This is a genomic window from Paraburkholderia sp. J10-1 (assembly GCF_905220165.1).
Taxonomy (GTDB): domain Bacteria; phylum Pseudomonadota; class Gammaproteobacteria; order Burkholderiales; family Burkholderiaceae; genus Paraburkholderia.
In genome coordinates, this window is the sequence record NZ_CAJMYW010000005.1 from 389,592 (window position 1) to 415,927 (window position 26,336).

General features: G+C 64.2%; 24 protein-coding genes. 19 read left to right on the forward strand and 5 right to left on the reverse strand.

All coding sequences use genetic code 11. The features are described 5' to 3' along the window. The first annotated feature begins 76 nt into the window (after window positions 1-76). The 12 genes from U5A65_RS19150 (at window position 77) to U5A65_RS19205 (ending at window position 12,303) form a co-directional block, all read left to right on the forward strand. Entirely contained in the window at window positions 77-1,456 is a 1,380-nt protein-coding gene (locus tag U5A65_RS19150; protein WP_415765211.1) for an amino acid permease, read from the forward strand. A 43-nt stretch (window positions 1,457-1,499) separates the two neighbouring features. Next, window positions 1,500-2,696: an amino acid aminotransferase gene (locus tag U5A65_RS19155; protein ID WP_321934851.1), complete on the forward strand. Its 1,197-nt coding sequence runs from the start codon at window positions 1,500-1,502 to the stop codon at window positions 2,694-2,696. Between the two features lie 484 nt (window positions 2,697-3,180). Further along, entirely contained in the window at window positions 3,181-3,591 is a 411-nt protein-coding gene (locus U5A65_RS19160) for a DnaJ family domain-containing protein (RefSeq protein WP_321908707.1), read from the forward strand. Between the two features lie 98 nt (window positions 3,592-3,689). Continuing rightward, the gene (gene tadA, locus U5A65_RS19165; RefSeq protein ID WP_321947030.1) at window positions 3,690-4,295 is read left to right on the forward strand and encodes a tRNA adenosine(34) deaminase TadA; all 606 of its coding nucleotides are present in this window, start codon (window positions 3,690-3,692) and stop codon (window positions 4,293-4,295) included. Between the two features lie 25 nt (window positions 4,296-4,320). Continuing rightward, window positions 4,321-5,247 (forward strand): muramoyltetrapeptide carboxypeptidase, encoded by a 927-nt coding sequence (gene ldcA, locus U5A65_RS19170; RefSeq protein WP_321908705.1) that lies wholly within the window; start codon window positions 4,321-4,323, stop codon window positions 5,245-5,247. A gap of 309 nt (window positions 5,248-5,556) precedes the next feature. After that, window positions 5,557-6,279 (forward strand): GntR family transcriptional regulator, encoded by a 723-nt coding sequence (locus U5A65_RS19175; protein ID WP_321947032.1) that lies wholly within the window; start codon window positions 5,557-5,559, stop codon window positions 6,277-6,279. Between the two features lie 311 nt (window positions 6,280-6,590). Continuing rightward, on the forward strand, window positions 6,591-8,105 hold the full coding sequence (locus U5A65_RS19180) for an NCS1 family nucleobase:cation symporter-1 (protein ID WP_321908702.1): 1,515 nt from the start codon (window positions 6,591-6,593) through the stop codon (window positions 8,103-8,105). Window positions 8,106-8,142: 37 nt separating this feature from the next. Continuing rightward, window positions 8,143-8,931: an aspartate/glutamate racemase family protein gene (locus tag U5A65_RS19185; protein WP_321934850.1), complete on the forward strand. Its 789-nt coding sequence runs from the start codon at window positions 8,143-8,145 to the stop codon at window positions 8,929-8,931. A 259-nt stretch (window positions 8,932-9,190) separates the two neighbouring features. Continuing rightward, window positions 9,191-10,150, forward strand: a complete 960-nt coding sequence (gene puuE / locus U5A65_RS19190) for an allantoinase PuuE (RefSeq protein ID WP_321908699.1) — start codon at window positions 9,191-9,193, stop codon at window positions 10,148-10,150. Continuing rightward, the gene (gene uraD, locus U5A65_RS19195; protein ID WP_321908698.1) at window positions 10,147-10,668 is read left to right on the forward strand and encodes a 2-oxo-4-hydroxy-4-carboxy-5-ureidoimidazoline decarboxylase; all 522 of its coding nucleotides are present in this window, start codon (window positions 10,147-10,149) and stop codon (window positions 10,666-10,668) included. Before puuE ends, uraD begins: the two co-directional genes overlap by 4 nt. Window positions 10,669-10,749: 81 nt before the next feature. Continuing rightward, complete coding sequence (gene alc / locus U5A65_RS19200) at window positions 10,750-11,760, forward strand: allantoicase (protein WP_321908696.1); 1,011 nt, start codon at window positions 10,750-10,752, stop codon at window positions 11,758-11,760. 18 nt (window positions 11,761-11,778) lie between these two features. Then, window positions 11,779-12,303 (forward strand): ureidoglycolate lyase, encoded by a 525-nt coding sequence (locus U5A65_RS19205; RefSeq protein WP_321908695.1) that lies wholly within the window; start codon window positions 11,779-11,781, stop codon window positions 12,301-12,303. Here U5A65_RS19205 and U5A65_RS19210 read toward each other — a convergent pair. The 3 genes from U5A65_RS19210 to uraH all read right to left on the reverse strand — a co-directional run bounded on the left by U5A65_RS19210 (window position 12,236) and on the right by uraH (window position 14,652). Next, entirely contained in the window at window positions 12,236-12,817 is a 582-nt protein-coding gene (locus tag U5A65_RS19210) for a hypothetical protein (protein WP_321946987.1), read from the reverse strand. The genes U5A65_RS19205 and U5A65_RS19210 overlap by 68 nt on opposite strands. Window positions 12,818-12,879: 62 nt before the next feature. Further along, window positions 12,880-14,073: a urate hydroxylase PuuD gene (locus U5A65_RS19215; protein ID WP_321908692.1), complete on the reverse strand. Its 1,194-nt coding sequence runs from the start codon at window positions 14,071-14,073 to the stop codon at window positions 12,880-12,882. 225 nt (window positions 14,074-14,298) lie between these two features. Next, the gene (gene uraH, locus U5A65_RS19220) at window positions 14,299-14,652 is read right to left on the reverse strand and encodes a hydroxyisourate hydrolase (RefSeq protein WP_321908690.1); all 354 of its coding nucleotides are present in this window, start codon (window positions 14,650-14,652) and stop codon (window positions 14,299-14,301) included. A 598-nt stretch (window positions 14,653-15,250) separates the two neighbouring features. On the opposite strand from uraH, the gene U5A65_RS19225 reads away from it, so the two are divergent. Further along, window positions 15,251-16,651: an 8-oxoguanine deaminase gene (locus U5A65_RS19225; protein WP_321946988.1), complete on the forward strand. Its 1,401-nt coding sequence runs from the start codon at window positions 15,251-15,253 to the stop codon at window positions 16,649-16,651. 71 nt (window positions 16,652-16,722) lie between these two features. Here U5A65_RS19225 and U5A65_RS19230 read toward each other — a convergent pair whose 3' ends face one another. Continuing rightward, window positions 16,723-17,655: a LysR substrate-binding domain-containing protein gene (locus U5A65_RS19230; protein WP_158757707.1), complete on the reverse strand. Its 933-nt coding sequence runs from the start codon at window positions 17,653-17,655 to the stop codon at window positions 16,723-16,725. Window positions 17,656-17,922: 267 nt separating this feature from the next. On the opposite strand from U5A65_RS19230, the gene U5A65_RS19235 reads away from it, so the two are divergent. The 4 genes from U5A65_RS19235 (at window position 17,923) to U5A65_RS19250 (ending at window position 22,925) form a co-directional block, all read left to right on the forward strand. After that, complete coding sequence (locus U5A65_RS19235) at window positions 17,923-19,548, forward strand: ABC transporter ATP-binding protein (RefSeq protein ID WP_321908687.1); 1,626 nt, start codon at window positions 17,923-17,925, stop codon at window positions 19,546-19,548. Window positions 19,549-19,614: 66 nt separating this feature from the next. After that, on the forward strand, window positions 19,615-20,721 hold the full coding sequence (locus tag U5A65_RS19240; protein ID WP_321946989.1) for an ABC transporter permease: 1,107 nt from the start codon (window positions 19,615-19,617) through the stop codon (window positions 20,719-20,721). Window positions 20,722-20,760: 39 nt separating this feature from the next. Next, window positions 20,761-21,690 carry an ABC transporter permease gene (locus U5A65_RS19245; protein WP_321908684.1) on the forward strand — a complete coding sequence of 310 codons (930 nt, stop codon included), beginning with the start codon at window positions 20,761-20,763 and terminating at the stop codon, window positions 21,688-21,690. 149 nt (window positions 21,691-21,839) lie between these two features. Next, entirely contained in the window at window positions 21,840-22,925 is a 1,086-nt protein-coding gene (locus tag U5A65_RS19250; RefSeq protein ID WP_321908682.1) for a BMP family ABC transporter substrate-binding protein, read from the forward strand. A 173-nt stretch (window positions 22,926-23,098) separates the two neighbouring features. On the opposite strand, the gene U5A65_RS19255 is transcribed toward U5A65_RS19250, so the two are convergent. Next, on the reverse strand, window positions 23,099-23,308 hold the full coding sequence (locus tag U5A65_RS19255) for a dodecin (protein WP_158757712.1): 210 nt from the start codon (window positions 23,306-23,308) through the stop codon (window positions 23,099-23,101). A 188-nt stretch (window positions 23,309-23,496) separates the two neighbouring features. Here U5A65_RS19255 and U5A65_RS19260 point away from each other — a divergent pair, with 188 nt between their 5' ends. Then, window positions 23,497-24,396, forward strand: a complete 900-nt coding sequence (locus tag U5A65_RS19260; RefSeq protein WP_321946990.1) for an NAD(P)-dependent oxidoreductase — start codon at window positions 23,497-23,499, stop codon at window positions 24,394-24,396. 213 nt (window positions 24,397-24,609) lie between these two features. After that, entirely contained in the window at window positions 24,610-26,202 is a 1,593-nt protein-coding gene (locus U5A65_RS19265; protein WP_321908680.1) for an ABC-F family ATPase, read from the forward strand. Window positions 26,203-26,336: the final 134 nt, after the last annotated feature.

Below are 26,336 nucleotides of genomic sequence, written 5' to 3' on the forward strand. Positions count from 1 at the left end.
GAGCCGGCGTCCTATCCGGATGCCTGGGCCTCGCGCCGATAAGTCGGAGACAGGAAGAGACATGGTTTCAAACGACATGCGTGAAAATCGCGGCCAGCTAAAACGCGGCCTCAAGAATCGCCACATCCAGCTCATTGCGCTGGGCGGGGCGATCGGCACGGGCCTGTTCCTCGGCATTGCGCAGACGATCCAGACCGCCGGCCCTTCGGTGCTGCTCGGCTACGGCGTTGCTGGGATCATCGCGTTCTTCATCATGCGCCAACTGGGCGAGATGGTCGTGGACGAGCCCGTCGCCGGTTCGTTCAGCTATTTCGCCGACAAGTATTTCGGCCCCTTCGCGGGCTTTCTCTCGGGCTGGAACTACTGGGTGCTCTACGTGCTCGTGAGCATGGCCGAGCTTTCGGCGGTCGGCATCTACATGCACTACTGGTGGCCGACGCTGCCCACGTGGGTCTCGGCGCTCGTGTTCTTTGTCCTGATCAACGGCATCAACCTCACGAGCGTGAAGTCGTACGGCGAACTCGAATTCTGGTTCGCGATCATCAAGGTGCTGGCGATCGTCGGCATGATCGCCTTCGGCGGCTGGCTGCTGTTTTCGGGCTCGGCCGGTCCCGAGGCGAGCGTCTCGAACCTCTGGCGCAACGGCGGTTTCTTCCCGCACGGCGTTTCGGGTCTCGTCATGGCCATGGCCGTCGTGATGTTCTCGTTTGGCGGGCTGGAGCTTGTCGGCATCACCGCAGCAGAGGCTGACGATCCTTCGCATAGCATTCCGCGCGCGACGAATCAGGTGATCTACCGCATCCTGATTTTCTACATCGGCGCGCTCGGCGTCCTGCTTTCGCTTTACCCGTGGCAGAAGGTCGTGGCTGGCGGCAGCCCGTTCGTGCTGATCTTCCACGCGATGAACAGCGACCTCGTGGCCAACGTGCTCAATGTCGTCGTGCTGACGGCCGCGCTCTCGGTCTACAACAGCGGTGTGTACTGCAACAGCCGCATGCTGTTCGGCCTCGCGCAGCAGGGCAATGCACCGAAGGCGCTGCTCAAGGTGAGCCGGCGCGGCATTCCGCTCACGGCGCTCGGTGTATCGGCGTTCGTCACGGCTGCCTGCGTGATCATCAATTACTTCATGCCGGGCAAGGCGTTCGAACTGCTGATGGGCCTCGTCGTGTCGGCGCTCATCATCAACTGGGCGATGATCAGCCTGATTCACCTGAAATTCCGCCGCGAGAAGGCGCGTACCGGCCAAACGACCACGTTCCGCAGCCTCGGCTATCCGCTGACGAATTACGTGTGTCTCGTGTTCCTCGGCGGGATTCTCGTTGTAATGTATCTGATTCCGGATCTGCGGATTTCCGTGTACCTGATTCCGGTCTGGCTGGGCGTGCTTGGGCTCGCCTACCGTCTGTGGTGCCGCAAGTCGGCGCCGGCGCTGCAGCGTGGCGTGCCGGCTCCGTAAGCGCTGATATTCGTCCCGAATTTCGTCCAGAGAGTTAAACAGCATGTTCGAACACATCGATGCCTACCCCGGCGACCCGATCCTCTCGCTCAACGAGAACTTTCAGAAGGACCCGCGTCAGAACAAGGTCAATCTGAGCATTGGCATTTACTTCGACGACGAAGGCCGTCTGCCCGTCATGAAGGCCGTTCACAAGGCCGAGGCGGCGATTCTCGAAGAGCCGGGTCCGAAGCCGTATCTGCCGATGGCGGGTTTCGCGCAGTACCGCGACGCCGTGCAGGCACTGGTGTTCGGCGCTGAGTGCCCGTCGCGCGCGGCCGGCCGCATCGCGACCGTGCAGACGCTGGGCGGTTCGGGCGCGCTCAAGGTCGGCGCCGATTTCATCAAGCGCTATTTCGCGACCAGCCAGGTATGGGTGAGCGATCCGACGTGGGAGAACCACCGCTTTATCTTCGAGCGTGCGGGGTTCACGGTGAACACGTACCCGTACTACGACGAGGTGACGGGCGGCCTGAAGTTCGAGGCGATGCTCTCGTCCATCGACGCGCTGCCGGCGAAGAGCGTCGTGCTGCTCCACGCGTGCTGCCACAACCCGACGGGCGTTGATCTGGACCGCGGGCAGTGGGAGCAACTGATCGACGTGCTGCAAAAGCGCGATCTGCTGCCGTTCGTCGATATGGCGTATCAGGGCTTCGGCGCGGGCCTCGAGGACGACGCGTTCGCGGTGCGCGAGCTCTCGCGCCGCGGTGTGCCGGCGCTGGTGGCGAATTCGTTCTCGAAGAACTTCTCGCTCTACGGCGAGCGTTGCGGCGGCCTGCACGTGATCTGCGAGGACGCGGCGGCGGCCGACCGTGTGCTCGGCCAGCTCACGGGCTCGGTGCGCTCGAACTACAGCAATCCGCCGACTCACGGCGCGAAGATCGTCACGCGTGTGCTGAGCACGCCGGAACTGAAGGCGTCGTGGGAGCAGGAGCTGGCGGCGATGTGCGAGCGCATTGCGCGCATGCGCGTGGCGATTCACGACGGCCTGCGCGCGCATGCGAGCGAAGCGGCGCTCGCGCGCTACGTGAAGCAGCGCGGCATGTTCACGTATACGGGCTTGAGCGAGAAGCAGGTCGAGCGCCTGAAGGAAGAGTTCGGCGTGTATATCCTGCGCTCGGGCCGCATGTGCGTGGCCGGGCTGAATGAGAAGAACGTGAGCGTTGTGGTCGACGCGGTCGGCAAGGTGATGAAGGACTGAGGGCAGGGCCGAAAGCCCGTCAATCCTTCTAGCGCCGCTGGGGAGCCGGTACAAGCCGGGCGTTCCAGCGGCGTTTTTGCATCTGGCGGTCAGAATCGCATGCCGGCGCCGCATCCACCGGCAATGCCGCCGCCACTGCCGCCTGCCGCTCCGCAGAACACGCCGCAGTCCGAAAGACTGGCGGTAAGCAGGAGGCAGAGGGTGGCGAGGCGAAGTCGCCGCGTAGCGGGCCGTTTGAGGCGGATGTGTTGTTTCATCATCGAGGGTGAAGAGGGCGTGGCGGGTCTAACCGCTTAACAATACGCCTCGGCCGCAGCCCCGTGCCATCAGACAATTCCAGGTTTCGTCGTCTGCGGCCATTCATCCCGCATCAAACCGCAAGCCTGTCAAGCCGTAAGAAGTCGATGACACACATGCCAGCGGCGCACGGTCTTCCAGGTCTTACCCTGATAGAATGCGTGGGCCGCAACGTAGTGGATTGCTGATGAAATTGCTTGATGCCCTCGTCGAACAACGGATTGCCGCCGCAGCCGCGCGCGGTGACCTCGACGACCTGCCCGGCGCCGGTGCGCCGCAGGCGCTCGACGACGACCTGCTCGTGCCCGAAGAAGTGCGCATAGCCCACCGCATCCTGAAGAATGCGGGTTTCGTGCCGCCCGCAGTCGAACAGCTGCGTGCCTTGCGCGACCTCGAAGACGACCTCGCCGCCGTGGGCGACAAGGCCGCGCAATGCCGCCTGCGCGCGCGCATGCTCGCGCTCGACATGGCGCTCGAATCCTTGCGCGGCGGCCCGATGGTCGTGCCGCACGAATATCGCCGCCGCATTGCGGAGCGCCTGTCCGAACGTGCCGCCGGCGAGTCCGGCCAGCTGGCGCTCTCGGCGGGGGCGGCGTGACGGGCTCTCCCGTTCAGCCACAGGCCCCTGGCGGCGAGCGTGAAGAGGCGCACCCGGCTGCCAGTCTGAAGGCTGGCCCGGCTCCCGCCGATTCGCTCGTGCCGGCGTCCGGGGACGATTCACAATCCGCCCCACAACCTGCCTCCCAACCCGGTCCCGTCTCCGAGCGCGACCAGCATTTCATGCGCCTCGCGCAGGCCGCAGCCGAAGAGGCGCGCGCTGCCGGCGAAGTACCCGTGGGCGCGGTGCTCGTGCGCGGTGACGAAGTCATTGCTTCGGGCTTCAATCACCCGATCGGCGCGCACGATCCGTCTGCACACGCGGAAATGGCGGCGTTGCGCGCGGGCGCTCACGCGCTGGGTAACTACCGCTTGCCCGGCTGCGAACTCTATGTGACCCTTGAACCGTGCCTGATGTGCGCCGGCGCGATCATGCACGCGCGTATCGCACGTGTGGTGTTCGGCGCCCATGATCCGAAAACCGGCGCATGCGGCAGCGTGGTCGATGCCTTTGCCAACGAGCAGTTGAATCACCATACGAGCGTGTCAGGCGGTGTGCTGGCGGACGAGTGCGGCGAGGCGTTGCGATCGTTCTTCGCCGACCGGCGCCGTGCGAGCCGGGAAGCGCGCCGTGCGGCTCGCGCACAGGCCGAGGAAGCGCAGGGAGGAACCGGCATAGCCGGTCCGAACGAACCCGCGGGTTGAATCTCACGGTTGAATCGAATTCGACATGACCATTCATCGCACCATCGAACTGATCGCACCGTCTGGTTATCCGCACGACCCGGAAGCGGTGCACCGCGGGCTCGCACGGTTGCGCGCGCAGGGCCATCACGTCGACGGCGTGCAGGCGACCGAGCGGCGCTATCAGCGTTTTGCCGGCACGGATGGCCAGCGCGCGGCCGAACTGAATCGCCTGGCCGACCCGTCGCGCGATTTGCCGGACATCGTGCTCGCCGTGCGCGGGGGCTACGGCGCAGTGCGCATCCTCCACGGCCTCGACTACGACGGACTGCAGCGGCGCTTGAAGGACCAGCCCATTGCGTTTGTGGGGCATAGCGACTTCACCGCCGTTCAGCTCGCGCTGCTCGCGCGCGCCGGGCTCACGACGTTCGGCGGTCCGATGCTGTGCAGCGACTTCGGCGCTGAAAGCCTGAGTAGTTTCACGATGCATCACTTCTGGGACGCGCTCTCGAAACCGAGCTACACGCTCAAGGTGAATGCGCCCCAGGCTCAATCGACGAATGTTTCGGGCACGCTCTGGGGCGGCAATCTGGCGGTGCTGACTTCGTTGATCGGCACGCCTTATCTGCCGCCTGTCGAGGGCGGTATCCTGTTCGTGGAAGATGTGAACGAGCAGCCGTTTCGCATCGAGCGCATGATTTACCAGTTGCACCTGGCCGGCATTCTCGCGCGTCAGCAAGCGCTGGTGCTGGGCGACTTTTCGGGCCACAAGCAGTTCGATTACGACAACGGCTACGATCTGCGTGAAATGGTGGAGCAGGTGCGCGCTTTGGTTGGCATTCCGGTGGTGACGGGCCTGCCGTTCGGCCATATTCCGGATATGGTCACGTTGCCGATGGGCGCGCCGGCACAACTGAGCAGCACGGCTCATGGCTTCGAGTTGACCGTGAGCGATTATCCGTATTTGAGCTGATTCCGCACTGCCACAGAAGCGCTTTCGGGCGCTTTTTTTATGGGTTATTACGCAACTAACGGCCAGATCCAAGCGGCGTCCGACCATGTTCATTGCAACGCTTCTTCCGTAAATTGTTGACAAAAAGTGTGACCGAGTTGGGGCGGGGAATCACCATGCAGGTGCTGAATTCCCCGAAATAAAGCGCCTTTCACCGATAAGAAGCATGTGGCAGCAGGTGCGTGCGTGGGGATCTTCCCCAGGTTCGTCCAAAAAATTGTTGACAATATTTATGTCCAACCTAGGATACCCAACATAGAGACCCGAGCCATGGCAAAGACCGATATCGACGCCGAAGCAACCGGCATGAAGCCCGAAGCCATCGCCGCGCGAATCCGCGCAGCGATTCTCGAGCACCGGCTGCCGCCAGGCGCGAAGTTGACGGAAGCACAGTTGTGCGAAGTATTCGGCGTGAAGCGCGGCCCGATCCGCCAGGCGCTCGCGCTGCTTGCGAAGGACCATCTCGTGGATCTGGAGCCCAATCGTGGCGCGTTCGTCGCAAGCCCGACGCTGCAGGAAGTGCACGAGGTGTTTGAAATGCGGCGGATCATCGAGTTGGCCGTGGTGGGGCGAATTTGCAGCGCGCAGCATGGCAACCGTCGTTTGAAAAGCATCGGCGAGACGATCCGGCGCGAGCGCAAGGCTTTTGAAGGGCACGACTTTCCGACGTGGATCCGGCTTTCAGGCGAATTCCATACGTCGCTCGCCACGCTCACCGGCAATACGGTGCTGTGCGATTGCCTCAATGGACTCGTGGCGCGTTCGACATTGATTTCGGCGCTCTACGAATCGCCGGGCCGCAGCCCGTGTTCGTTCGACGACCACGAGGCGATTCTCGCGGCGCTCGAGGCCGGAAACGAGAAAGAGGCAGTCGAGCGCATGGTGCGCCATTTGCAGGGTGTCGAGCTCCGGATGCTTGACCGGCCGGCAGGCGCTTCGGTCGATTTACAGGAAGTGTTCGGCGCTCGCGAGGCGGCTGCGCACGGACGCTGAGCGTCTTCTGAGGCGGCACTGAAGCGGGACTTGAAGCGGATTGCGGTAAAGGATTGCAGTAAAGCGCGGCGGCTCACGACGTACGGTGGCCGCCGCGGCTGAAAAGGATGGAGTGGGGCGCATGCCGTGCATGCGTACGGCTCACACAGGCACAGCGTTACAGGGCGCCCGCAAGCGGCGACCGGTGCGGTGCCTGCAAGGGCCAAACCATTCGGGGATATCGCGGCGGCCGCGTCCAGCGGCGGTACGCACGCGTTTCGAGGCGTTCAGGCGTCTTTTTTCCGTCGGCAAATCCATCCAAGGAGCGGATCATGGCTCAGTTCAGCGCGTCACCTGGCAGTCCGGCAGTGCCCAATTTCGAATCTGGCGAAAGCAGCGAGTCCGCAGAAAACCTGCGCTTGCCGGCCGGCTACAGCGAGCGGCTCTACAACCACGACCTCGCGCCGCTCAAGGAGCAGACCTGGGGCGCGTACAACATCTTCGCGTTCTGGATGTCCGACGTGCATAGCGTCGGCGGCTATGTGTTCGCGGGGAGCCTCTTCGCGCTTGGCCTCACGAGCTGGCAAGTGCTCGTAGCGCTGATCGTCGGCATCTCCATCGTCAACGTGCTTTGCAACCTGATCGCGCGGCCCAGCCAGCGTCACGGCGTGCCGTACCCGGTGGCCTGTCGCGGTACCTTCGGCGTGCTCGGCGCCAATATCCCCGCTGTGATTCGCGGCCTTATCGCCGTGGCGTGGTATGGCATCCAGACCTATCTTGCTTCGAGCGCGCTCGTGATCGTCGTGCTCAAGTTCGTTCCTCAACTCATGCCTTATGCCGATGTGCACAAGCACGGCCTGCTTGGGCTGTCGGCTGTCGGCTGGGCCGGTTTCATGACGCTCTGGGTGCTTCAAGCCCTGGTGTTCTGGAACGGCATGGAGACCATCAAGAAGTTCATCGACTTCGCGGGCCCGGCGGTTTATGTCGTGATGTTCGCGCTTGCGGGCTACATGGTGTATCGCGCGGGCTGGCACAACATTGGTCTGAATCTCGGCGGTGTGAAGTATCACGGTGCAGAAGTGATTCCCGTGATGATCACGGCGATCTCGCTCGTGGTGTCGTACTTCTCGGGGCCGATGCTCAACTTCGGCGACTTCTCGCGCTACGGCAAGTCGCTCAAAAGCGTTCACAAGGGCAACTTCTGGGGTCTGCCGGTCAACTTCCTCGCATTCTCGCTCGTCACGGTTATCACGACGTCGGCCACGCTTCCTGTGTTCGGAGAACTGATTACTGATCCCGTCGAAACGGTCGGCCGCATCGACCACCCCACCGCTGTGATTCTCGGTGCACTCACGTTCACGATCGCGACCATCGGCATCAACATCGTCGCGAACTTCGTTTCGCCCGCGTTCGACTTTTCCAATGTCGCGCCGCGGCTCATCAGCTGGCGTGCGGGGGGCATGCTCGCTGCCGTCGCCTCGATCTTCATCACGCCGTGGAATCTCTTCAACAACCCGGCTGTGATCCACTACACGCTCGACATACTCGGTGCTTTCATCGGGCCTCTGTATGGCGTCCTGATTATCGACTTCTATCTCGTGAAGCGTGGACGTCTCGCCGTGGATGATCTCTATTCGGTGTCGCCGAAGGGAGCGTACTGGTATCGCAACGGCGTGAACTGGCGTGCGGTGTCGGCCTTGTTGCCCGCAGCGGTGATCGCGATTCTCTGCGTGATGGTGCCGTCGCTCGGAGGTGCCGCGAACTTCTCGTGGTTCATTGGCGCAGCGCTCGGCGCGCTGTTCTATCGCGCGCTCACGATGGGCGAACGCGCTCGCGCAAAGGCATGAGCGGCACGCAAAACCAGGCATCGGCGAAGGAATCGAAATGCGCATCAAACTGATCAATCCGAACACCACGCAGCGTATGACCGCGGCGATGGAGCAGTGCGCGCGTGCCGTGATCGCACCGGGCACGGAGGTGGTGGCGGTGAGCCCGACGATGGGCCCGCCGTCGATCGAAGGCTATTACGACGAGGCGCTCGCCACACCTGGTCTGCTCGCCGAAGTGGAGGCGGGCGAGCGCGAAGGCTTCGACGGCTACGTGATCGCGTGTTTTGGCGACCCAGGCCTCTACGCGGCGCGCGAGTTGGCTCGCGGGCCCGTCGTGGGCATCGCGGAAGCCGCGATGCATGCGGCGAGCGTGCTCGCGCCCGGCTTCTCGGTCGTCACGACGCTCTCGCGCACCCGCGCAATGGCCTGGCATCTCGCCGAGCGCTATGGCATGACGCGCTTTTGCCGCAACGTGCGTGCGATCGACGTGGCCGTGCTCGAACTCGATGAGCCGGGATCGGCCGCGCGCCGCGCGATCGTCGAAGAGTGCCGCCGTGCGCTCGAGGAAGATGGCGCGGACGCCATTGTGCTGGGTTGCGCGGGCATGACGAGTTTGTGCGCGCAAGTGGAGGACGCGCTGGGCGTGCCCGTGGTGGACGGTGTGACGGCCGCCGTGAAATGGGTGGAGGCGCTCGTCGCACTGCGCCTGACGACCGCCAAGCGGGGTGACTTCGCGCGGCCGCTGGCCAAGCGTTACGACGGCGATTTCGCGCGCTTCAGCCCGACCAACCCCGCGCCGGTCACGGAGACGCCGCCGCCCGTGCGCCCGCTGCGCTACGGGTAAACGTGTAACGCCTGTGAGCCGATGTGGCCGCCCATCTGTCCGGCAAACCGGGCGGCCACATACACCTCGCTTGACCCGTACTATCTGAGCGTGCGTATGGGCGCGTACGGGTGATTTCGCTACACTGAACCGGTCCTGTAAGCAGGTTGCGCGGACCGTCCGCCACGCCTGGCCAGACAGCGCCGGCGGCCGCTTCACGGCGCCTTGCCGTTGCGCGGATATTTCGTCTCATCCTCTCTATTCGATTGATTCGACCAGCATGCCACTCGATCCCCAATATCCCCGCGATCTGATCGGTTATGGCCGGTATCCGGTGCAGGCCAACTGGCCCGGCCAGGCGCGCGTCGCGGTGCAGTTCGTGCTCAACTACGAAGAAGGCGGCGAAAACTGCGTGCTGCACGGCGACCCCGGCTCCGAACAGTTCCTCTCCGAAATCGTGGGCGCGGCTGCGTATCCCGCGCGCCACATGAGCATGGAGTCGATCTACGAATATGGTTCGCGTGCGGGCGTGTGGCGCATCCTGCGCGAATTCGAAAAGCGCGGTTTGCCGCTTACCGTGTTCGGCGTGGGCATGGCGATCGAGCGTCATCCCGAAGTCGCGCGCGCATTCGTCGAGCTGGGCCACGAGATCGCGTGCCACGGCTACCGCTGGATTCATTACCAGGACGTTTCGCCGGCCAAAGAAGCCGAGCACATGAAGCTCGGCATGGAAGCGATCGAGCGCGTGACAGGTGTGCGCCCGCTCGGCTGGTACACGGGCCGCGACAGCCCGAATACACATCGTCTGGTGGCCGAGTATGGCGGCTTCCTCTACGACTCCGATTACTACGGCGACGACCTGCCTTTCTGGATGGACGTGGAAGTCACGGGCGGCAAGACGGTGCCGCAACTGATCGTGCCTTACACGCTCGACACGAACGACATGCGCTTCGCGTCGCCCCAGGGCTTCAACACGGCGGACCACTTCTTCACGTACTTGCGCGACGCGTTTGACGTGCTCTACGAAGAAGGCAACGAGGCGCCGAAGATGCTGTCGATCGGCATGCACTGCCGGCTGCTCGGGCGCCCAGGGCGTTTTCGTGCGCTGCAGCGCTTTCTCGATCACATCGAAAAACATGAGCGCGTGTGGGTCACGCGCCGCGTGGACATCGCGCGCCACTGGCGCGAGCATCATCCCTATCAACCGCAGCAGAACGACCACCGCGGGGCCGCCGCATGAAGGCAATGCACTACACCCTCGAACAGCTGAATCAAGCTTCGGCCGACGCCTTCGTGGCGGCGCTTTCGGGCATCTTCGAGCACTCGCCCTGGGTGGCCGAAGCGGCCGCGCAGCAGCGCCCGTTTGCAAGCATCGACGCGCTGCATCGCACCATGTCGCAGGCCGTGGAAGCCTCGGGCGAGGTCAAGCAGCTTGCGCTCATTAACGCCCACCCGGAGCTTGCGGGCAAGGCTGCCGTGCGCGGCGAGCTGACTGCCGAGTCCACGCGCGAGCAAAGCGGCGCGGGCCTGAATCAGTGCACGCAGGAAGAGTTCGACAAGCTCCTCGCGCTCAACGGCGCGTATCGAGAGAAGTTCGGATTCCCATTCATTCTGGCTGTGCGCGGCTATGACCGCCACGGCATCATCGCGAACTTCGAGGCGCGCGTGAACAACAGCCGCGCCGATGAAATGCGCGCGAGCCTCGACCAGATTTACCGCATTGCGCGCTTCAGGTTGGATGAACTGATCGACGCGTAACGTGGCGATGCGCCCTCCGGTTTTTCGCGAGAGGGCGCAGCGCCGTTTTGATCTACAGAAAAGACACGAAGGAAGACAACGATGGCACTCCCGACTCTCGACCCCAACGCCCCTGATTTCACGCGCCGCTTCGTGAATCTCGCGGACCCGCGCCTGGGTGCGCAGGCGCTCGAGGCGAGCGACGACTTCTTCGCACCGAAGGATCGCATGCTCAATCCGGAGGCTGCCGTCTTCATTCCGGGCAAGTACGACGAACACGGCAAGTGGATGGACGGCTGGGAAACGCGCCGCAAGCGCACGACCGGCTACGACTGGTGCATCGTGAAGCTCGCGCGCCCGGGCGTCATCAAGGGCCTCGATATCGATACGAGCCACTTTACGGGCAACTATCCGCCGGCGGCGTCGGTTGAAGGCGCGTATGTGGCGGACGGCGCACCCACTGCGACGACGCAATGGACGGAAATCGTCCCCTCGACCTCGTTGAACGGCAATAGCCACCACTACGTGGAAGTATCGAGCGAGAAGCCGTACACGCACTTGCGCGTGAACATCTATCCCGATGGCGGCATTGCGCGTTTGCGCGTGTATGGCCAGCCGCAAGTGGACTGGGCGGGCGCGAGCCGCACCGAACTGTTTGACCTGGCCGCGATGGAAAACGGCGCGTACCTCGTTGGCGCGAACAACCAGCACTTTGGCATGGCCTCCACGCTGCTCATGCCGGGTCGCGGCGTGAACATGGGCGACGGCTGGGAAACGCGCCGCCGCCGCGAGCCTGGCAACGACTGGGCGATCATCGCGCTCGCGCAACCGGGCATCATCAAGAAGATCGAAGTCGATACGGCGCACTTCAAGGGCAACTACCCCGACCGCTGCTCGTTCCAGGCCGCGCGCGTGGTCGGTGGCACGGACAGCTCGCTCGTGACCCAGGCCATGTTCTGGCCGGTGCTGCTCGGCGAGCAAAAGCTGCAAATGGACAAGCAGCACTACTTTGAGAGTGAGCTGGCCGCGCTCGGCCCGGTTACGCACGTACGCTTCAACATTTTCCCCGATGGCGGCGTTTCGCGCGTGCGTCTGTGGGGCACGCTCGCGTGATCGGGTGACGAGGCCATCATGAGTGAAACAAGGACGACGCTGACCATCGAGCCGCTCACGCGCGAGGCGTTCGCGCCATTCGGCGACGTGATCGAGCTGGCAGGCGCAAAGCAGATTCCGATTAATCTCGGTACCACAATCCGCTATCACGACCTCGCGAAAGTGGATGTCACCGACGAAGGCGGCCGCACGCTCGTGAATCTGTTTCGCGGGCAGCCTCGCGAACTGCCGTTCGAAGTGAAGATGCTCGAGCGGCATCCGCTTGGCAGCCAGGCGTTCGTGCCGCTCAACGAGAAGCCGTATCTCGTGGTGGTCGCGCCGGCTGGCGATCTGGATGTCACGCAGATTCGCGCTTTCGTATCACGCGGTTGGCAGGGCGTGAACTATGCGAAGGGCGTTTGGCACCATCCGCTGATCGCTTTGGGCGAGGTAACCGATTTCATCGTCGTCGATCGCGGCGGCGATGGGCTCAATCTCAACGAGCAGGATTTGCCTGAGTCGCTTTGGTTGACGCAAGAGGCGATGAACGCGGCGATACGCTGATCATCTGCATTCCCGAGCAGTTCAAAAAGCCACGACCGACGTCGTGGCTTTTTTTATGTTTGCGCGGTTCGCTTCGCTCGATGAGCCGTTGCGCCAGATTCTTGTGCGTCTGCGCAACAGTTTCACTTTCGCGGGGAGAGGGCGGCGCCCACGAGAAGAAGGCCGCGGTTGGTTCAGGAGGGCGCATACGTGGATCGATTTGGCCGCCGAGCGCGAGCGCCGGTTCAATCTCGACACGCTTCGATGCGCCCACGCGCAGGCGCAGCCGCGCGTAACAGTCACGCAAGCGCGGAACTTGCCCGCCATCTGATGTGTGCGCAAAGCGCAGCGACCTTTGGTGAACGCTTCTTTTGGGGCTGTGCGCACGCACGGCGTCGATCGGGTATCCGGCTGCGTTCAGCTTATAGCGCGCTATGACAACGAGCTGGAGCAGTTCGTCCTCGTCAGGCTTGCCCGAAACGCAGGCTATTCGAAACGCGCCCCCAAAAGCAAAAGGACCCGAAGCGTATCGCACTTCGGGTCCTTCCTTTCCTGGTTGGCAGCGCGCGAATCATTCGATATGCGCTGCCGGCTACGTTACTGCTTCGCGCCCCCCTGGAACCACATCGCAATCTTCTGCCGCTCGTCGTCGGTCATATGCGTGACGTTGCCAAGCGGCATCGCCTTGAGCGTCACAGCCTGCTGATACAGCCGCTGCGCATTCTGCGAGATTTCATCGGGCGTATCGAACATCACGCCGGCGGGCGCCGCGCCCATCATCGTCGGGTGAGCCGAGTGGCAGGACGCGCAGCGCTGCTGCAGGATCGGCTGGATGTCCGAGACCTTGAGCGCCGGCGCATTTGCGGCTTCGGCCTGCGGCACGACCGGACGCGGCAGCGTCCACACGAGTGCGACGAACATCAGCGCCACGCCGCCGATCGGCAGATACCACAACTGCTGGCCGCGGTGACGCATCACGAAGAACTGGCGAATCAGCGCACCGGCCAGCATGATCACCACGAGCACGGCCCAGTTATAGGCGTGCGCGTAGGTCATGGCGTAGTGGTTCGAGAGCATCGCGAACACTACCGGCAGCGTGAAATAGGTGTTGTGCACCGAACGCTGCTTGCCGCGCTTGCCGTAGATCGGGTTCGGCACTTCGCCCTTGAGCATCGCGGCGACCATCTTGCGCTGGCCGGGGATGATGACGAAGAACACGTTGGCCGACATGATCGTCGCGAGCATCGCACCCATGATGAGATACGCAGCGCGGCCGGAGAAGATATGGCAGGCGAGGTAAGCGGCGATCACCACGTAGATGCCCACGCACACGCCGAGCAGTTTGTCTTTCGTACCGAGCACGCGGCACAGCGAGTCGTAGACGATCCAGCCCGCGGCGAGGAAGCCGAGCGCCGAGAAGACCGCGACGACCGGACCCATGTCGAGCACGTTCTTGTCGATGAGATACGTGTTCGGCGCCATCAGATACAGCACGGTGAAAAGCGACGCGCCCGAGAGCCACGTGGTGTACGACGGCCACTTCGACCAGTGCAGGTCGTCGGGCATTTCTGGCGGCGCCACGGTGTACTTCTGCATGTTGTAGAAGCCGCCGCCGTGCACGTGCCACAGCTCGCCGAACACGCCGCGGCGGCGCTGGTTCGGGTCCGTGGGCGGTTTGAGGCTGTTGTCGAGCGCGACGAAATAGAACGACTCGCCAATCCAGGCGATCGCCGCGATGACGTGGAACCAGCGCAGTGCGAGGTTCAGCCAGTCGGTAATAAAGCCTTCCATGAAACGTCTCCAGTCCTGATGCAAGGCGCGCGCGTTGGTTCGCACACGCTAACTGCGGGGTATGAGCGCGCCGTGCAGTTCCCGGGCCGTTCGCCGACCCTCGCGCTGCCGCGCCGCCGTTGTTGTTCGTATGACCTTGGGCTCGTTGAATCGGGCTTGAATATCGCCCGCAATGCCCTCTGAGAATGTGCTGCGGTGGTCGTTCCGTTGCCGCTCAGTTGCCGCTCAGCTGCCCCGATACGTGCTGTACGACCACGGCGACACGAGTAGCGGCACGTGGTAGTGCGAGCCGGCGTCGGCGATGCCGAAGCGCAGCACGACGCGGTCGACGAAACGCGGCTCGGGCACGTTCGCGCCTAAGGCGGCGAAGTAGTCGCCAGCGTGGAACACGAGTTCGTATTCGCCTTTGGCGAGCGCCTCGCCTTCGAGCAGCGGCGCGTCGCAGCGGCCGTCGTCATTGGTGGTCACGGTCTTGAGCGCGCGGCGCGCGTCGCCCGAGAGCGCAAAGAGCTCGACCTTGATGCCCGCGCCGGGACGGCCGTTCGCGGTGTCGAGCACGTGGGTAGTCAGCTTGCCCATTCGCAGTTTTCCTTGTGAGTGCCTGGTGCGATTGCGAGGTTTCAGCGGCAGCTCTCGATCCCATGCATGATGCATTGCGGCGGATCGAGGCTCCACGTCAGTGGCTACATACCCGTCGGCGGATCGAAGCGAGCGCCGTGAACGCATTTTAAGAACGATCGCCCCCGGCGAGCGCGAGCGATAGGAAAGATAAATCCGCGAGCATGAGGGTACGCCCTGGGTGCCGCGTGGGTGCCACATGGGTCCAATCGTCGATTGCGCCCCGGATCGACGCCGCGCCCCTTGTTTGCATCGTAGCGACGCCAAAAATCGACCTTTATATGCGTGGCGTAAATGTGGGTATCGCAGTGGCGCGAATTGCCATGACTATTTTGGTTGCGGATCGTAGAGGCCATGCGCAGCGCGTGCTGCGCGTCCCGAAGACGGCGGTGGACGCCGGGTAACCGGGCCAGCGGCGTCCTCGTCGGGACGCGTCGGCACCGGGCGCCTGGGCGACCGGCGAGGCCGGCGGGTGAGGCGAGGGCGTCTGGTTCACACGCCGCGCGAGCGAGAAGGGCTAAGGGCTCGCGGCGGCACGACAACGGAGCGAACAAGGACGATGGAACGCACACTCGCACAGGGCCAGGACCCGCAAAAGGCCGGCAAGACCTTGCTGGTGAAAAACGCCGACATGCTGGTGACGATGGACGGCGCACGCCGCGAAATTCGCGGCGGCGGCCTCTATATCGAAGGCAACCGCATCGTCGCGGTCGGCCCGACGGCGGAGTTGCCCGCCACGGCCGACGAGGTGATCGACGCGAGCGGCCACCTCGTGACGCCGGGCCTCATCAATACGCATCACCACATGTACCAGAGCCTCACGCGGGCCGTGCCGGCCGCGCAGGACGCCGAACTGTTCGGCTGGCTCACGAATCTGTACAAGGTATGGGCGAACCTCACGCCCGAGATGATCGAGGTCTCCACGCTCACGGCAATGTCGGAACTGCTGCTCTCCGGATGCACGACGTCGAGCGATCATCTGTACATCTACCCGAACGGCAGTCGCCTGGACGACAGCATTCGCGCCGCGCAACGCATCGGCATGCGTTTCCATGCGAGCCGCGGCAGCATGAGCGTCGGGCAGAAGGACGGCGGCTTGCCGCCCGATTCCGTGGTCGAGCGCGAAGACGCGATTCTCGCCGACACGCAGCGCCTCATCGAGACGTATCACGACGAGGGCCGGTACGCGATGCTGCGCGTCGTGGTGGCGCCATGCTCGCCGTTCTCGGTGAGCCGCGATCTGATGCGCGAATCGGCGGTGCTCGCGCGGCACTACGGCGTGTCGATGCACACGCATCTCGCCGAGAACGTCAACGACATTGCTTACAGCCGCGAAAAGTTCGGCATGACGCCTGCCGAATACGCCGAGGATCTCGGCTGGGTGGGCCGCGACGTATGGCATGCGCACTGCGTACAGCTCGACGACCACGGTATCCGTTTGTTCGGCCGCACCGGCACGGGTGTGGCGCATTGCCCGTGCTCGAACATGCGGCTCGCCTCGGGCATCGCGCCTGTGAAGAAGATGCGGCTCGCGGGCGTGCCGGTTGGACTTGGCGTGGATGGCTCGGCGTCGAACGACGGCGCGCAGATGGTGGCCGAAGCGCGTCAGGCCATGCTCCTTGCGCGCGTGGGTTTCGGCCCGGACGCCATGACGGCGCGCGAAGCGCTCGAAATCGCGACGCTGGGCGGCGCGCAGGTGCTGGGCCGCGACGACATTGGCGCGCTCGCACCCGGCATGGCGGCCGACTTCGTGGCGTTCGACTTGCGCCAGCCGCTTTTCGCCGGGGCACTGCACGATCCGGTAGCGGCGCTGGTGTTTTGCGCACCCTCGCAGGTCGCGCTGAGCGTGATCGGCGGGCGCGTGGTCGTGAAGGAGGGCGTGTTGCAGACGGTGGAGCTCGGGCCGGTCATCGAGCGGCACAACCGACTCGCGGCGCAGCTCGTGGAGATGGCGCGCTAAGTCAGGTCAGCGCGCAACGCACATGGGTGTAGAAGCAGTCAGGCGGCCGCAGCAACCTGCGGCCGTGATACTCAAGGCTTGTCGATCAGCGTCTTCGTCGCTTCGGCGATGAGGCTGCGCAACCAGCGTACTTCGTCCGAGTAATGACAGCGTTCGTGCCACAACTGGTAGTACTGCATCGGCGGGAAGTCGAGCGGCGCGGGCACGACCGTGAGCGGCAGGAAGCGCGCATAGTGGTCGGCGAAAAGGCGCGTGGTCGTGAAGACCAGGTCCGACTTGACGAGCACGTAGGGCGCGAGATTGAAGTACGGGAGCGTAACGACCACGTGGCGCTTGAGGCGCTCGCGGGCGAGGTGCACGTCGATGGCGCCGCGCTGGCCCACGGAATAGGGCGTGGGCGCGAGATGCGGCGCGTTCAGGTACTGGTCGAGTGTGAGCCCGCCGCGCTTGGCGAACGGGTGCGTGTTGCTCATCAGGCAGACGATCTGGTCGACGAACAGGTTCGAGAGGTGCAGCTGTTCGGGCGGTTCGGGCCAGTTGCCGATGACGATATCGAGCTTGCCTTCCTCGAGCGCGAGCTCGTAGTCGAACGCGGGCCCGAGCGAGTGGAACTCGAGCGTGGCGTTGGGCGCGGCCTGACGAAAGCGCTCGACCACGGTCGGCACGAACAGGACGTTCAGATAGTCAGGACAGCCAATCCGGTAACAGCGGATGGAAGTGGCGGGGTCGAAATTGTGTTGCTGGAAGCGGATGCGCTCGATCTCGCGCAGCGCGTTCTGAACGGGCTCGAGCAGGCGCAGGCCGTACTCGGTCGGCACCATGCCGGACTTGCCGCGCACGAGCAGCGGGTCGCCGGTGATGTCGCGCAGACGCCGCAGCGCCGCGCTGATTGCGGGCTGGGACTGATTGAGCTTGACGGCCGCGCGTGTCACGCTGCGCTCCATCAGAAGCGTGTGCAAGACGCGCAAGAGGTACGTGTCGATCGCCTCGCGTTGCTGACTCATGAATTCTCCGAATTATATGTTCTGGCTGATCGATGGGGCTTGGGGGTATATCGTTTTTAATATGGACAAAAAGTGACGTCAAGCGAGGCTTACCCCGAGACATAGGCCGGGCGGCCCGTGCAGCGAGGCAACAGCGATTTTTGGCGGCTCGACCTGCGGGGGGCTAACAGGTATCGTCACCCCCGCACGGCGGCGCACGGCGCCTGGGCAAAGCGGTAAGCATCAAACGGTTTTCGGACAGCAATAACGTACAACGGCGGAACCTCCATGGGTGATTCTTCTTCACGTCAGGCAACGCTTGCGCAGGACGGCAGCGGCGTGCCGCGCCTCGCGCTTGCCGGCATCACCAAGCAGTACCCGGCGGTGCGCGCGAACGACGACGTCACGCTCTCGGTCGCGCCGGGCGAAATACACGCCTTGCTCGGCGAGAACGGCGCGGGCAAGAGCACGCTCATGAAGATCGTCTACGGCGCGGTGCGCCCGGACGCCGGCGAGATTCGCTGGGAAGGCCAGGTGGTCGAAATCGCCAATCCGGCTGCGGCGCGCAAGCTCGGCATCGGCATGGTGTTCCAGCATTTTTCGTTGTTCGAAACGCTGACCGTTGGCGAGAACATCGCGCTTTCGCTCGACGAACCGTTCGACCTGAAAACGCTCGGCAAACGCATTCGCGAGGTGTCGGCGCAATACGGCCTCGATGTCGATCCGCAGCGCCACGTGCATAGCCTCACGGTGGGCGAGCGGCAGCGCGTGGAAATCGTGCGCTGCCTGCTGCAGAACCCGCGTCTTCTGATCATGGACGAGCCGACTTCGGTGCTCACGCCGCAAGCCGTGCGCAAGCTGTTCGGCACACTGCGGCGGCTGGCCTCCGAAGGCTGCAGCATTCTCTATATCAGCCACAAACTCGACGAAATCCAGGAGCTTTGCGACACGGCCACCGTGCTGCGCGGCGGCAAGGTCACGGGCCACGTTATTCCGCGCGAAGAAACGCACGCCTCCCTCGCGCGGTTGATGGTGGGGCGCGAGTTGCCCGACTACACGCGGCGCGCGCACACGCCTGGTGACGTGCTACTCGAGGCAAAGCATCTGTCGATGCCGAGCGACGACCCATTCGGCACGTCGCTCAACGACGTATCGTTCAGCGTGCATGCAGGCGAGATTCTCGGCATTGCCGGCGTCTCGGGCAACGGCCAGGCGGAATTGCTCGCGGCGCTCTCGGGCGAGGCGCAAGCGGCACGCCACGGCGTGAGCGCCGATGCGGTCAAGATTTGCGGCAAGCCTGCAGGACGGCTTTCCGCCGGGGCGCGCCGCAAGCTCGGCTTCGCGTTCGTGCCGGAGGAGCGGCTGGGGCGCGGCGCGGTGCCGGCCATGTCGCTTGCCGAAAACGCCTTGCTCACGGCGCACCGCGAAGGCATGGTGCGCACGGGGTGGCTCAAGACCGGCGCAATGCGCGCGTTCGCCGAGCGCTGCATCGATGCGTTCGATGTGCGCTGCGGCGGCCCGGACGCGCTCGCGCAGAGCCTCTCGGGCGGCAATCTGCAGAAGTACATCGTCGGGCGCGAGATTCTCCAGGCGCCGAAGGTGCTCGTGGTCGCACAGCCCACCTGGGGCGTGGACGTGGGCGCGGCGGCGTTCATCCGTCAGCAGTTGCTCGACCTTTCGGCGCGCGGCGTGGCGATACTCGTGATCTCGGAAGAACTGGAAGAACTGTTCGACATCTGCGACCGCATTGCCGTGCTCGCAGGCGGACGCCTTTCCCCCGCGCGTTTGACTGGCGAGACGAACGCCGAGGAAATCGGCCGCTGGATGGCGGGGCTCTTTGGCGAGCGCACCGAACATGGAGGCGGCGGCCGGCCGAACGGCGAGCCGCCCGCGCAGACCGTGGCGAACGCCTGATATGCGGCACAGAACGACACGCGCACGCTGATAAACCACTCGAGACCCCCCACCGATTTCACGACCATGATCTTCCCGTACCGACTCGAAGCCCGCACGACGCCCTCGCGCACAGTGCGCATCGCCGTGCCGGTCATTGCGGCGCTGCTCACGCTCGCGATTGGCTTCCTGATCTTCGGCCTTGTGGGCCGCGATCCCTTGCAGGCCATGCACGCGTTCTTCATCGAACCGCTTTCGAGCGTCAACGGCTGGTCCGAACTCTTGCTCAAAGCCTCGCCGCTCTGCCTGATCGCGCTCGGTCTCGCGGCGGGTTATCGCGCCAACGTGTGGAACATCGGTGCGGAAGGGCAGATGGTGCTGGGCGGCATCGCGGCGAGCGGCGTGGCGATCTACTTCGATCAATCCACGGGCTGGTGGATTCTCTTTCTGATGATGTTCGCGGGCGTGCTGGGCGGCATGGCGTGGGCGGCGATTCCTGCGTGGCTCAAGAGCCGCTTCAACACCAACGAGATTCTCACGAGCCTCATGCTCACCTACGTCGCCACGCAACTGCTGATCTGGCTCGTGAGCGGGCCTTGGCGTGACCCGCAAGGCATGAACTTTCCGCTCTCCGAAATGTTCAGCGGCGACGCGCTTTATCCGACCTTCGGTGGCGACTGGCGCATCCACTGGCTGCGCGGCACGCGCCTGAATGCGTCGATCTTCCTCACGCTCGCGGCCATTCCGCTCGTGTGGCTGTTCATGCGCCGCAGCTTCGCGGGCTACCGCATGAGCGTGGGCGGGCTCGCGCCGCTCGCCGCGCGATATGCGGGCTTCTCGGAGAAAAAGACGATCTGGACGTCGCTGCTGCTTTCGGGCGGCCTCGCGGGGCTCGCTGGCATGGGCGAAATTGCCGGCCCCATTGGCCAACTGCAGGCGACGTGGTCGCCGGGCTATGGCTTCACGGCGATCATCGTCGTGTTCGTCGGGCGGCTGCATCCGGTCGGCATCGTGCTCGCGAGCCTCTTGATGGCGCTGCTCTATCTGGGCGGCGAAGCAGTGCAGACGTCGCTGCAATTGCCGCAGGCGCTTTCCGGCGTCTTTCAGGGGCTGCTGCTCTTCTGCCTGCTTGGCGCGGACCTGTTCGTGAACTATCGCGTGCGCCGCCATCATTCGGTCACGGCCGCGAACTGATCAGCGCAATCCTGAGAACAACGAAACAGGCCACACGATATGGATATCCAGCAAGCCAGCTCGCTCGCATCGAGCGCCGTCACCGCCGCCATCCCGCTCATGTTTGCGGGCGTGGGCGAACTCGTCACCGAGAAGTCGGGGGTCCTAAACCTAGGCGTGGAAGGGATGATGCTGATGGGCGCCGTGACGGGCTACGCGGTCACGACCATTACCGGCAGCCCATGGCTTGGCCTCGTAGCGGGCATGGCCGCTGGCATTGTGATGTCGTTACTGTTCGGCTTTCTCGTGCTCACCATGCTCGCCAACCAGGTCGCGACAGGGCTCTCGCTCACGATCTTCGGCGTCGGGCTTTCGGCATATGTCGGCAAACCGTACACGTCGGCCGCCACGTCGGCGACCATCGCAACCTGGCCGATTCCGGGCCTCTCGCAACTGCCGGTGGTCGGGCAGGCGTTCTTCAGCCTCACGCCCGTCGATTACCTCGCGTTCATCATGTTCGCCGTGGTCGGCTGGTTCCTCTATCGCACGCGCGCCGGACTCGTGCTGCGCTCGGTGGGCGAGTCGCCGCAGGTCGCGCATTCGGTGGGCTTTCCCGTGATTGGCGTGCGCTATGGCGCGACGGCGTTCGGTGGCGCCATGGCCGGGCTCGCAGGCAGCTATTACTCCGTGGTGCAGCTGCATTTGTGGCAGGAGCAAATCACGGCAGGGCGCGGCTGGATTGCGCTTGCGCTCGTTGTGTTCGCGACGTGGCGCCCGGGGCGTCTCCTGATCGGCGCGCTGCTCTTTGGCGCGGTCACGGGCGCGCAGTTTTACGCGCAGGCCGTGGGCGTGCCGGTGCCCACGCAGTTCCTCGCCATGCTGCCGTACGTCGCGACGATCGTCGTGCTCGTGCTCATTTCGCGCAACCCGAACACGATCCGCCTGAACGCGCCGGCTTCGCTTGGCAAACCGTTCTTTGGCGCCGCCTAGGTGGGGCCGCCTAGGTGGGGCCACCTAGGTGCGGCCGCCTTGGTGCGGTCGCCTGGCAGGTAGCCGCAAAGCATGTAGTGGCAGTACGGAATACTAAACAACACGCATTAAATGCTCGCCGTTTTCCAATCCACGACAGGAGATCCACGATGAAAAAAACCATCCTGACCGCTTTCGCCGTCGCCGCCACGTGCGGCACGGCGGCGCTCGCGCCCGCGGCCCACGCCGCCGATGCGCCGGGCGTCGCGTTCGTCTACCTCGGCAATCCGGGCGATGCCGGCTGGACGTTCGCGCACGATCAGGGCTCGAAGGCCGCCGAGCAGAAGTTCGGCAACAAGATCAAGATCACGCGCGTGGAAAACGTGCCGGAATCGGCGGACTCGGAGCGCGTGTTTCGCGATCTCGCCAACAAGGGCAACAAGATCATCTTCGGCACGAGCTTCGGTTATCAGGACTTCCAGCTCAAGGTAGCGAAGGATTTCCCGGACACCGTGTTCCTCCACGCAACGGGCTACAAGAAGGCGCCGAACTTCGGCACCTATGACGTGCGCATGTATCAGGGCGCGTATCTCGCGGGCGTCGCGGCAGGCTACGCGACGAAGACGAACACGCTCGGCTTCGTCGCCTCGGTGCCGATTCCCGAGGTCGTACGCAACATCAACGCGTACACGCTCGGCGCGCGTTCGGTGAATCCGAAGGTGCACACCAAGGTCATCTGGATCAACAGCTGGTTCGATCCGGGCAAGGAGAAGCAAGCGGCTGAAACGCTGATCGGCCAGGGCGCCGACGTGCTGCTCCAGAACACCGACTCGAGCGCCACGCTCGCGACGGCCGAAGAGAAGCACGTCCACGCATTCGGCTGGGATTCGAACATGAAGAAGTTCGGCCCGAACGCGCACCTCGGCTCGGTCGAGGCGAACTGGGGCGTGTACTACGTCGCCGTGATCCAGCAGGTGCTCGACGGCAAATGGAAGAACGACCCCGTGTGGTGGGGCATCCCGCAGAAGGCCGTCGATCTCGGCGACGTCAACACGTCCGAACTGTCGGCTGACGCGCAAAAGGCCGTTGCCACGAAGCGCGATCAGATCGCGAGCGGCAAGTGGGACGTCTTCACGGGCCCGATCAAGGATCAGGCGGGCGCAGTCAAGATTCCGGCCGGCAAGTCGCTGACCGATCCGGAACTGCAACGCCTGAACTGGTACGTCGAAGGCGTGGACGGCTCGCTGCCGAAATAAGTATGGGGCGAGCGCACGCGCCGTCTCACGCGGCGGCGTGTGCGCTTTCTTCGTACGATTTCGACGTGCGTACGCGAAACGGCTGCGTGTAGCCCGCGAGGCTCGCGCAGCCGTTTTGCCTTGATCGTCATCCGGCAAGGCGATGCGCCGACGCGGCCCGAAGCCGCGACGCGTCAGTCGTCGATGCGGATGCCCACCTTGATCGTGACCTGCCAGTGCGAGATTTGATCGTTTTCGATCAGCCCGCGCGTTTCCACGACCTCGAACCAGTGCAGATAACGCAGTGTCTTCGACGCTCGTGCAATCGCGCAGCGGATGGCGTCGTCGCTCGATACCTTCGACGAGCCGGTCAGTTCGATCTGCTTGTAGACGTGGTCGCTCATGGCAGTGTCTCCTCGGGAGCACGCGCGACGTGGGCGCGTCAATCGAGTATAGGCAACAGACCGCCAGCGCAAACATGAACGGTTCCAGCGCCGGTTATGATGGCGCCTCGCGTGAAGCCGGGCATCGAGCGTGTCCGGCAGGAACGGGCGCAACACGCCGGCAACAGAGGAAGCAGGAGACGAAAAGCATGAATGAGCAGGTACTGGGTTTTTGCGGACCAGGGTTGATGGGCGCACCGATGATCCGTCATTTGCTGCGTGCCGGGCACGCGGTGCGAGTGTGGAACCGGACGCCCGCGAAGGCCGAGGCGTTGATCGCCGACGGTGCGCAAGTGGCCGCGACACCCGGCGAACTGGCGCGCGAGACCGATGTTGTGCTGCTGTGCGTCGCCGATGCGGCGGCGGTCGAGCAGGTGGTGTTCGGCGAGCACGGCCTTTTGGCCGTTGCGTCGGGCGAAAGCGTGCGCGTACGCTGCATCGTCGATCACTCGAGCATCCCTCCGGACGCAACGCAAAGGCTCGCAGAGCGCGCGGCGGCGTTCGGCGTGGGTTGGGTCGACGCACCGGTCTCGGGCGGCGTGGCGGGCGCACAGAACGGCACGCTGGCGATCATGGCGGGCGGCGCGGCGGCCGACGTCGCCGCCGTTGCGCCGATCCTCGCTGCCTACTCGGCGCGCGTGACCCATATGGGCGGCGCGGGCGCGGGCCAGACCACCAAGCTGTGCAACCAGGCGATCGTCACGGCCACGGTCGCCGCGATTGCCGAAGCGGTGAGCCTTGCGCGGCGCAGCGGCATCGACGCGGCCAAGCTGCCCGAGGCGCTCGCGGGCGGCTGGGCCGATTCAACGCTGCTGCGCACGTTCGTGCCGCGCATGACGCAGGACGGGCTCGAACCTATCGGCGCGCTCAAGACGTTCCAGAAAGACGTGGACACGATCGCCGCTGCGGCCGCGCAGACCGGCACGCCCATGCCCGTTTCGGGCACGGTCCAGCAATTGCTGCGTCTGGCCGCGGCCATGGGCCTCGCGCAGGCCGATTTTTCGGGATTCATCGACGTGCTGCAGACGCCGCGCACCGGCGAATCCTGAGTCGCGCGGGCGCCTGCAGGTGCTGCCCGCAAGCGTTGTGGCCCCGTTGTAACCGGCGCGCACGGCTGGCTTCACATTCCTCACTTCTAGCCGTGTCATGCTGCGCGGGGCAGGCCCGACCCAGAGCTGCCCGTGCGGCTGGAACTCGCGCGCGAAGTGGCATAACCTGCTAAAATTACAGGTTTTTCGTCGATCTACTTACCGGGACGCGCTGTGCTCTCTACCGCCAACATCACCATGCAATTCGGGCCGAAGCCCTTGTTCGAGAACATCTCGGTCAAATTCGGCGAAGGCAACCGCTATGGCCTGATCGGCGCGAACGGTTGCGGCAAATCCACGTTCATGAAGATCCTCGGTGGCGACCTCGAGCAGAGCTCGGGCAACGTCATCCTCGAGCCGAACGTGCGTCTGGGCAAGCTGCGCCAGGACCAGTTCGCCTACGAAGACGTGCGCGTGCTCGACGTCGTCATGATGGGCCACACGGAAATGTGGGCCGCGATGACCGAGCGCGACGCGATCTACGCAAACCCCGAAGCTACCGACGACGACTACATGCACGCCGCCGAACTCGAAGCGAAGTTCGCCGAGTACGACGGCTACACGGCCGAAGCGCGCGCGGGCGAACTGCTGCTCGGCATCGGCATCGGCACGGATTTCCACAACGGCCCGATGAGTGGCGTGGCGCCGGGCTGGAAGCTGCGCGTGCTGCTCGCGCAGGCGCTGTTCTCGAAGCCCGATGTTCTGCTGCTCGACGAACCGACCAACAACCTCGACATCAACTCGATCCGCTGGCTGGAAGACGTTCTGAACGAGTACAACTCGACGATGATCATCATCTCCCACGATCGACACTTCCTGAACCAGGTCTGCACGCACATGGCGGACATGGACTACGGCACGCTGAAGGTCTGGCCGGGCAACTACGACGACTACATGCTCGCTTCCGCACAGGCGCGCGAGCGTCAGCAGGCCGCGAACCAGAAGGCGAAGGAGCGCGTGGCCGACCTGCAGGACTTCGTGCGCCGCTTCTCGGCGAACAAGTCGAAGGCGCGCCAGGCCACCAGCCGTCTGAAGATGATCGACAAGATCAAGATCGAGGAATTCAAGCCCTCTTCGCGTCAGAACCCGTTCATCCGCTTCGAGTTCGAGAAGAAGCTGCACAACATCGTCGTGGTCGCGGAAGAGATCACGAAGACGTACGAGCGCCGCATCTTCAACAAGCTCAGCATCAGCGTGCAGCCGGGCGAGCGCATCGCGATCATCGGCGAGAACGGCGCGGGCAAGACCACGCTGCTGCGCTCGCTGCTGGGCAACCTGGCTGTCGACAACGGCTCGGTGAAGTGGGCGGAGAACGCGAGCGTGGGCTACATGCCGCAGGACACGTACGAAGAGTTCCCGGCCGACGTCACGCTCATGGACTGGATCGACCAGTACCGCCAGGAAGGCGACGACGAGCAGTCGGTGCGCGGCACGCTCGGCCGCCTGCTGTTCAACGCCGACGACATCAGGAAGTCGGTGAAGGTGCTGTCGGGCGGGGAGAAGGGCCGCATGATCTGGGGCAAGCTGATGCTCGGCCGCCACAACGTGCTGCTCATGGACGAGCCCACGAACCACATGGACATGGAGTCGATCGAGTCGCTGCAGATCGCGCTCGAAAAGTTCGAAGGCACGCTGGTTTTCGTGTCGCACGACCGCGAGTTCGTGAATGGCCTCGCCAACCGCATCATCGAGGTGAAGACCGACGGCACGGTCAAGGACTATAGCGGCAACTACGAAGACTTCCTGGCGAGCCAGGGGCTGCATTGAGGCTCGGTCGCTGATCGAGGCATGAAATGAAAACGGGCGGCGCGTGAGCGTCGCCCGTTTTGTTTTTCCGGCGTCGTAATGCGCTTTCTGCACGCCGGCTTTACGTATGCGTCAAGCAGGCTAGAATGCACTGT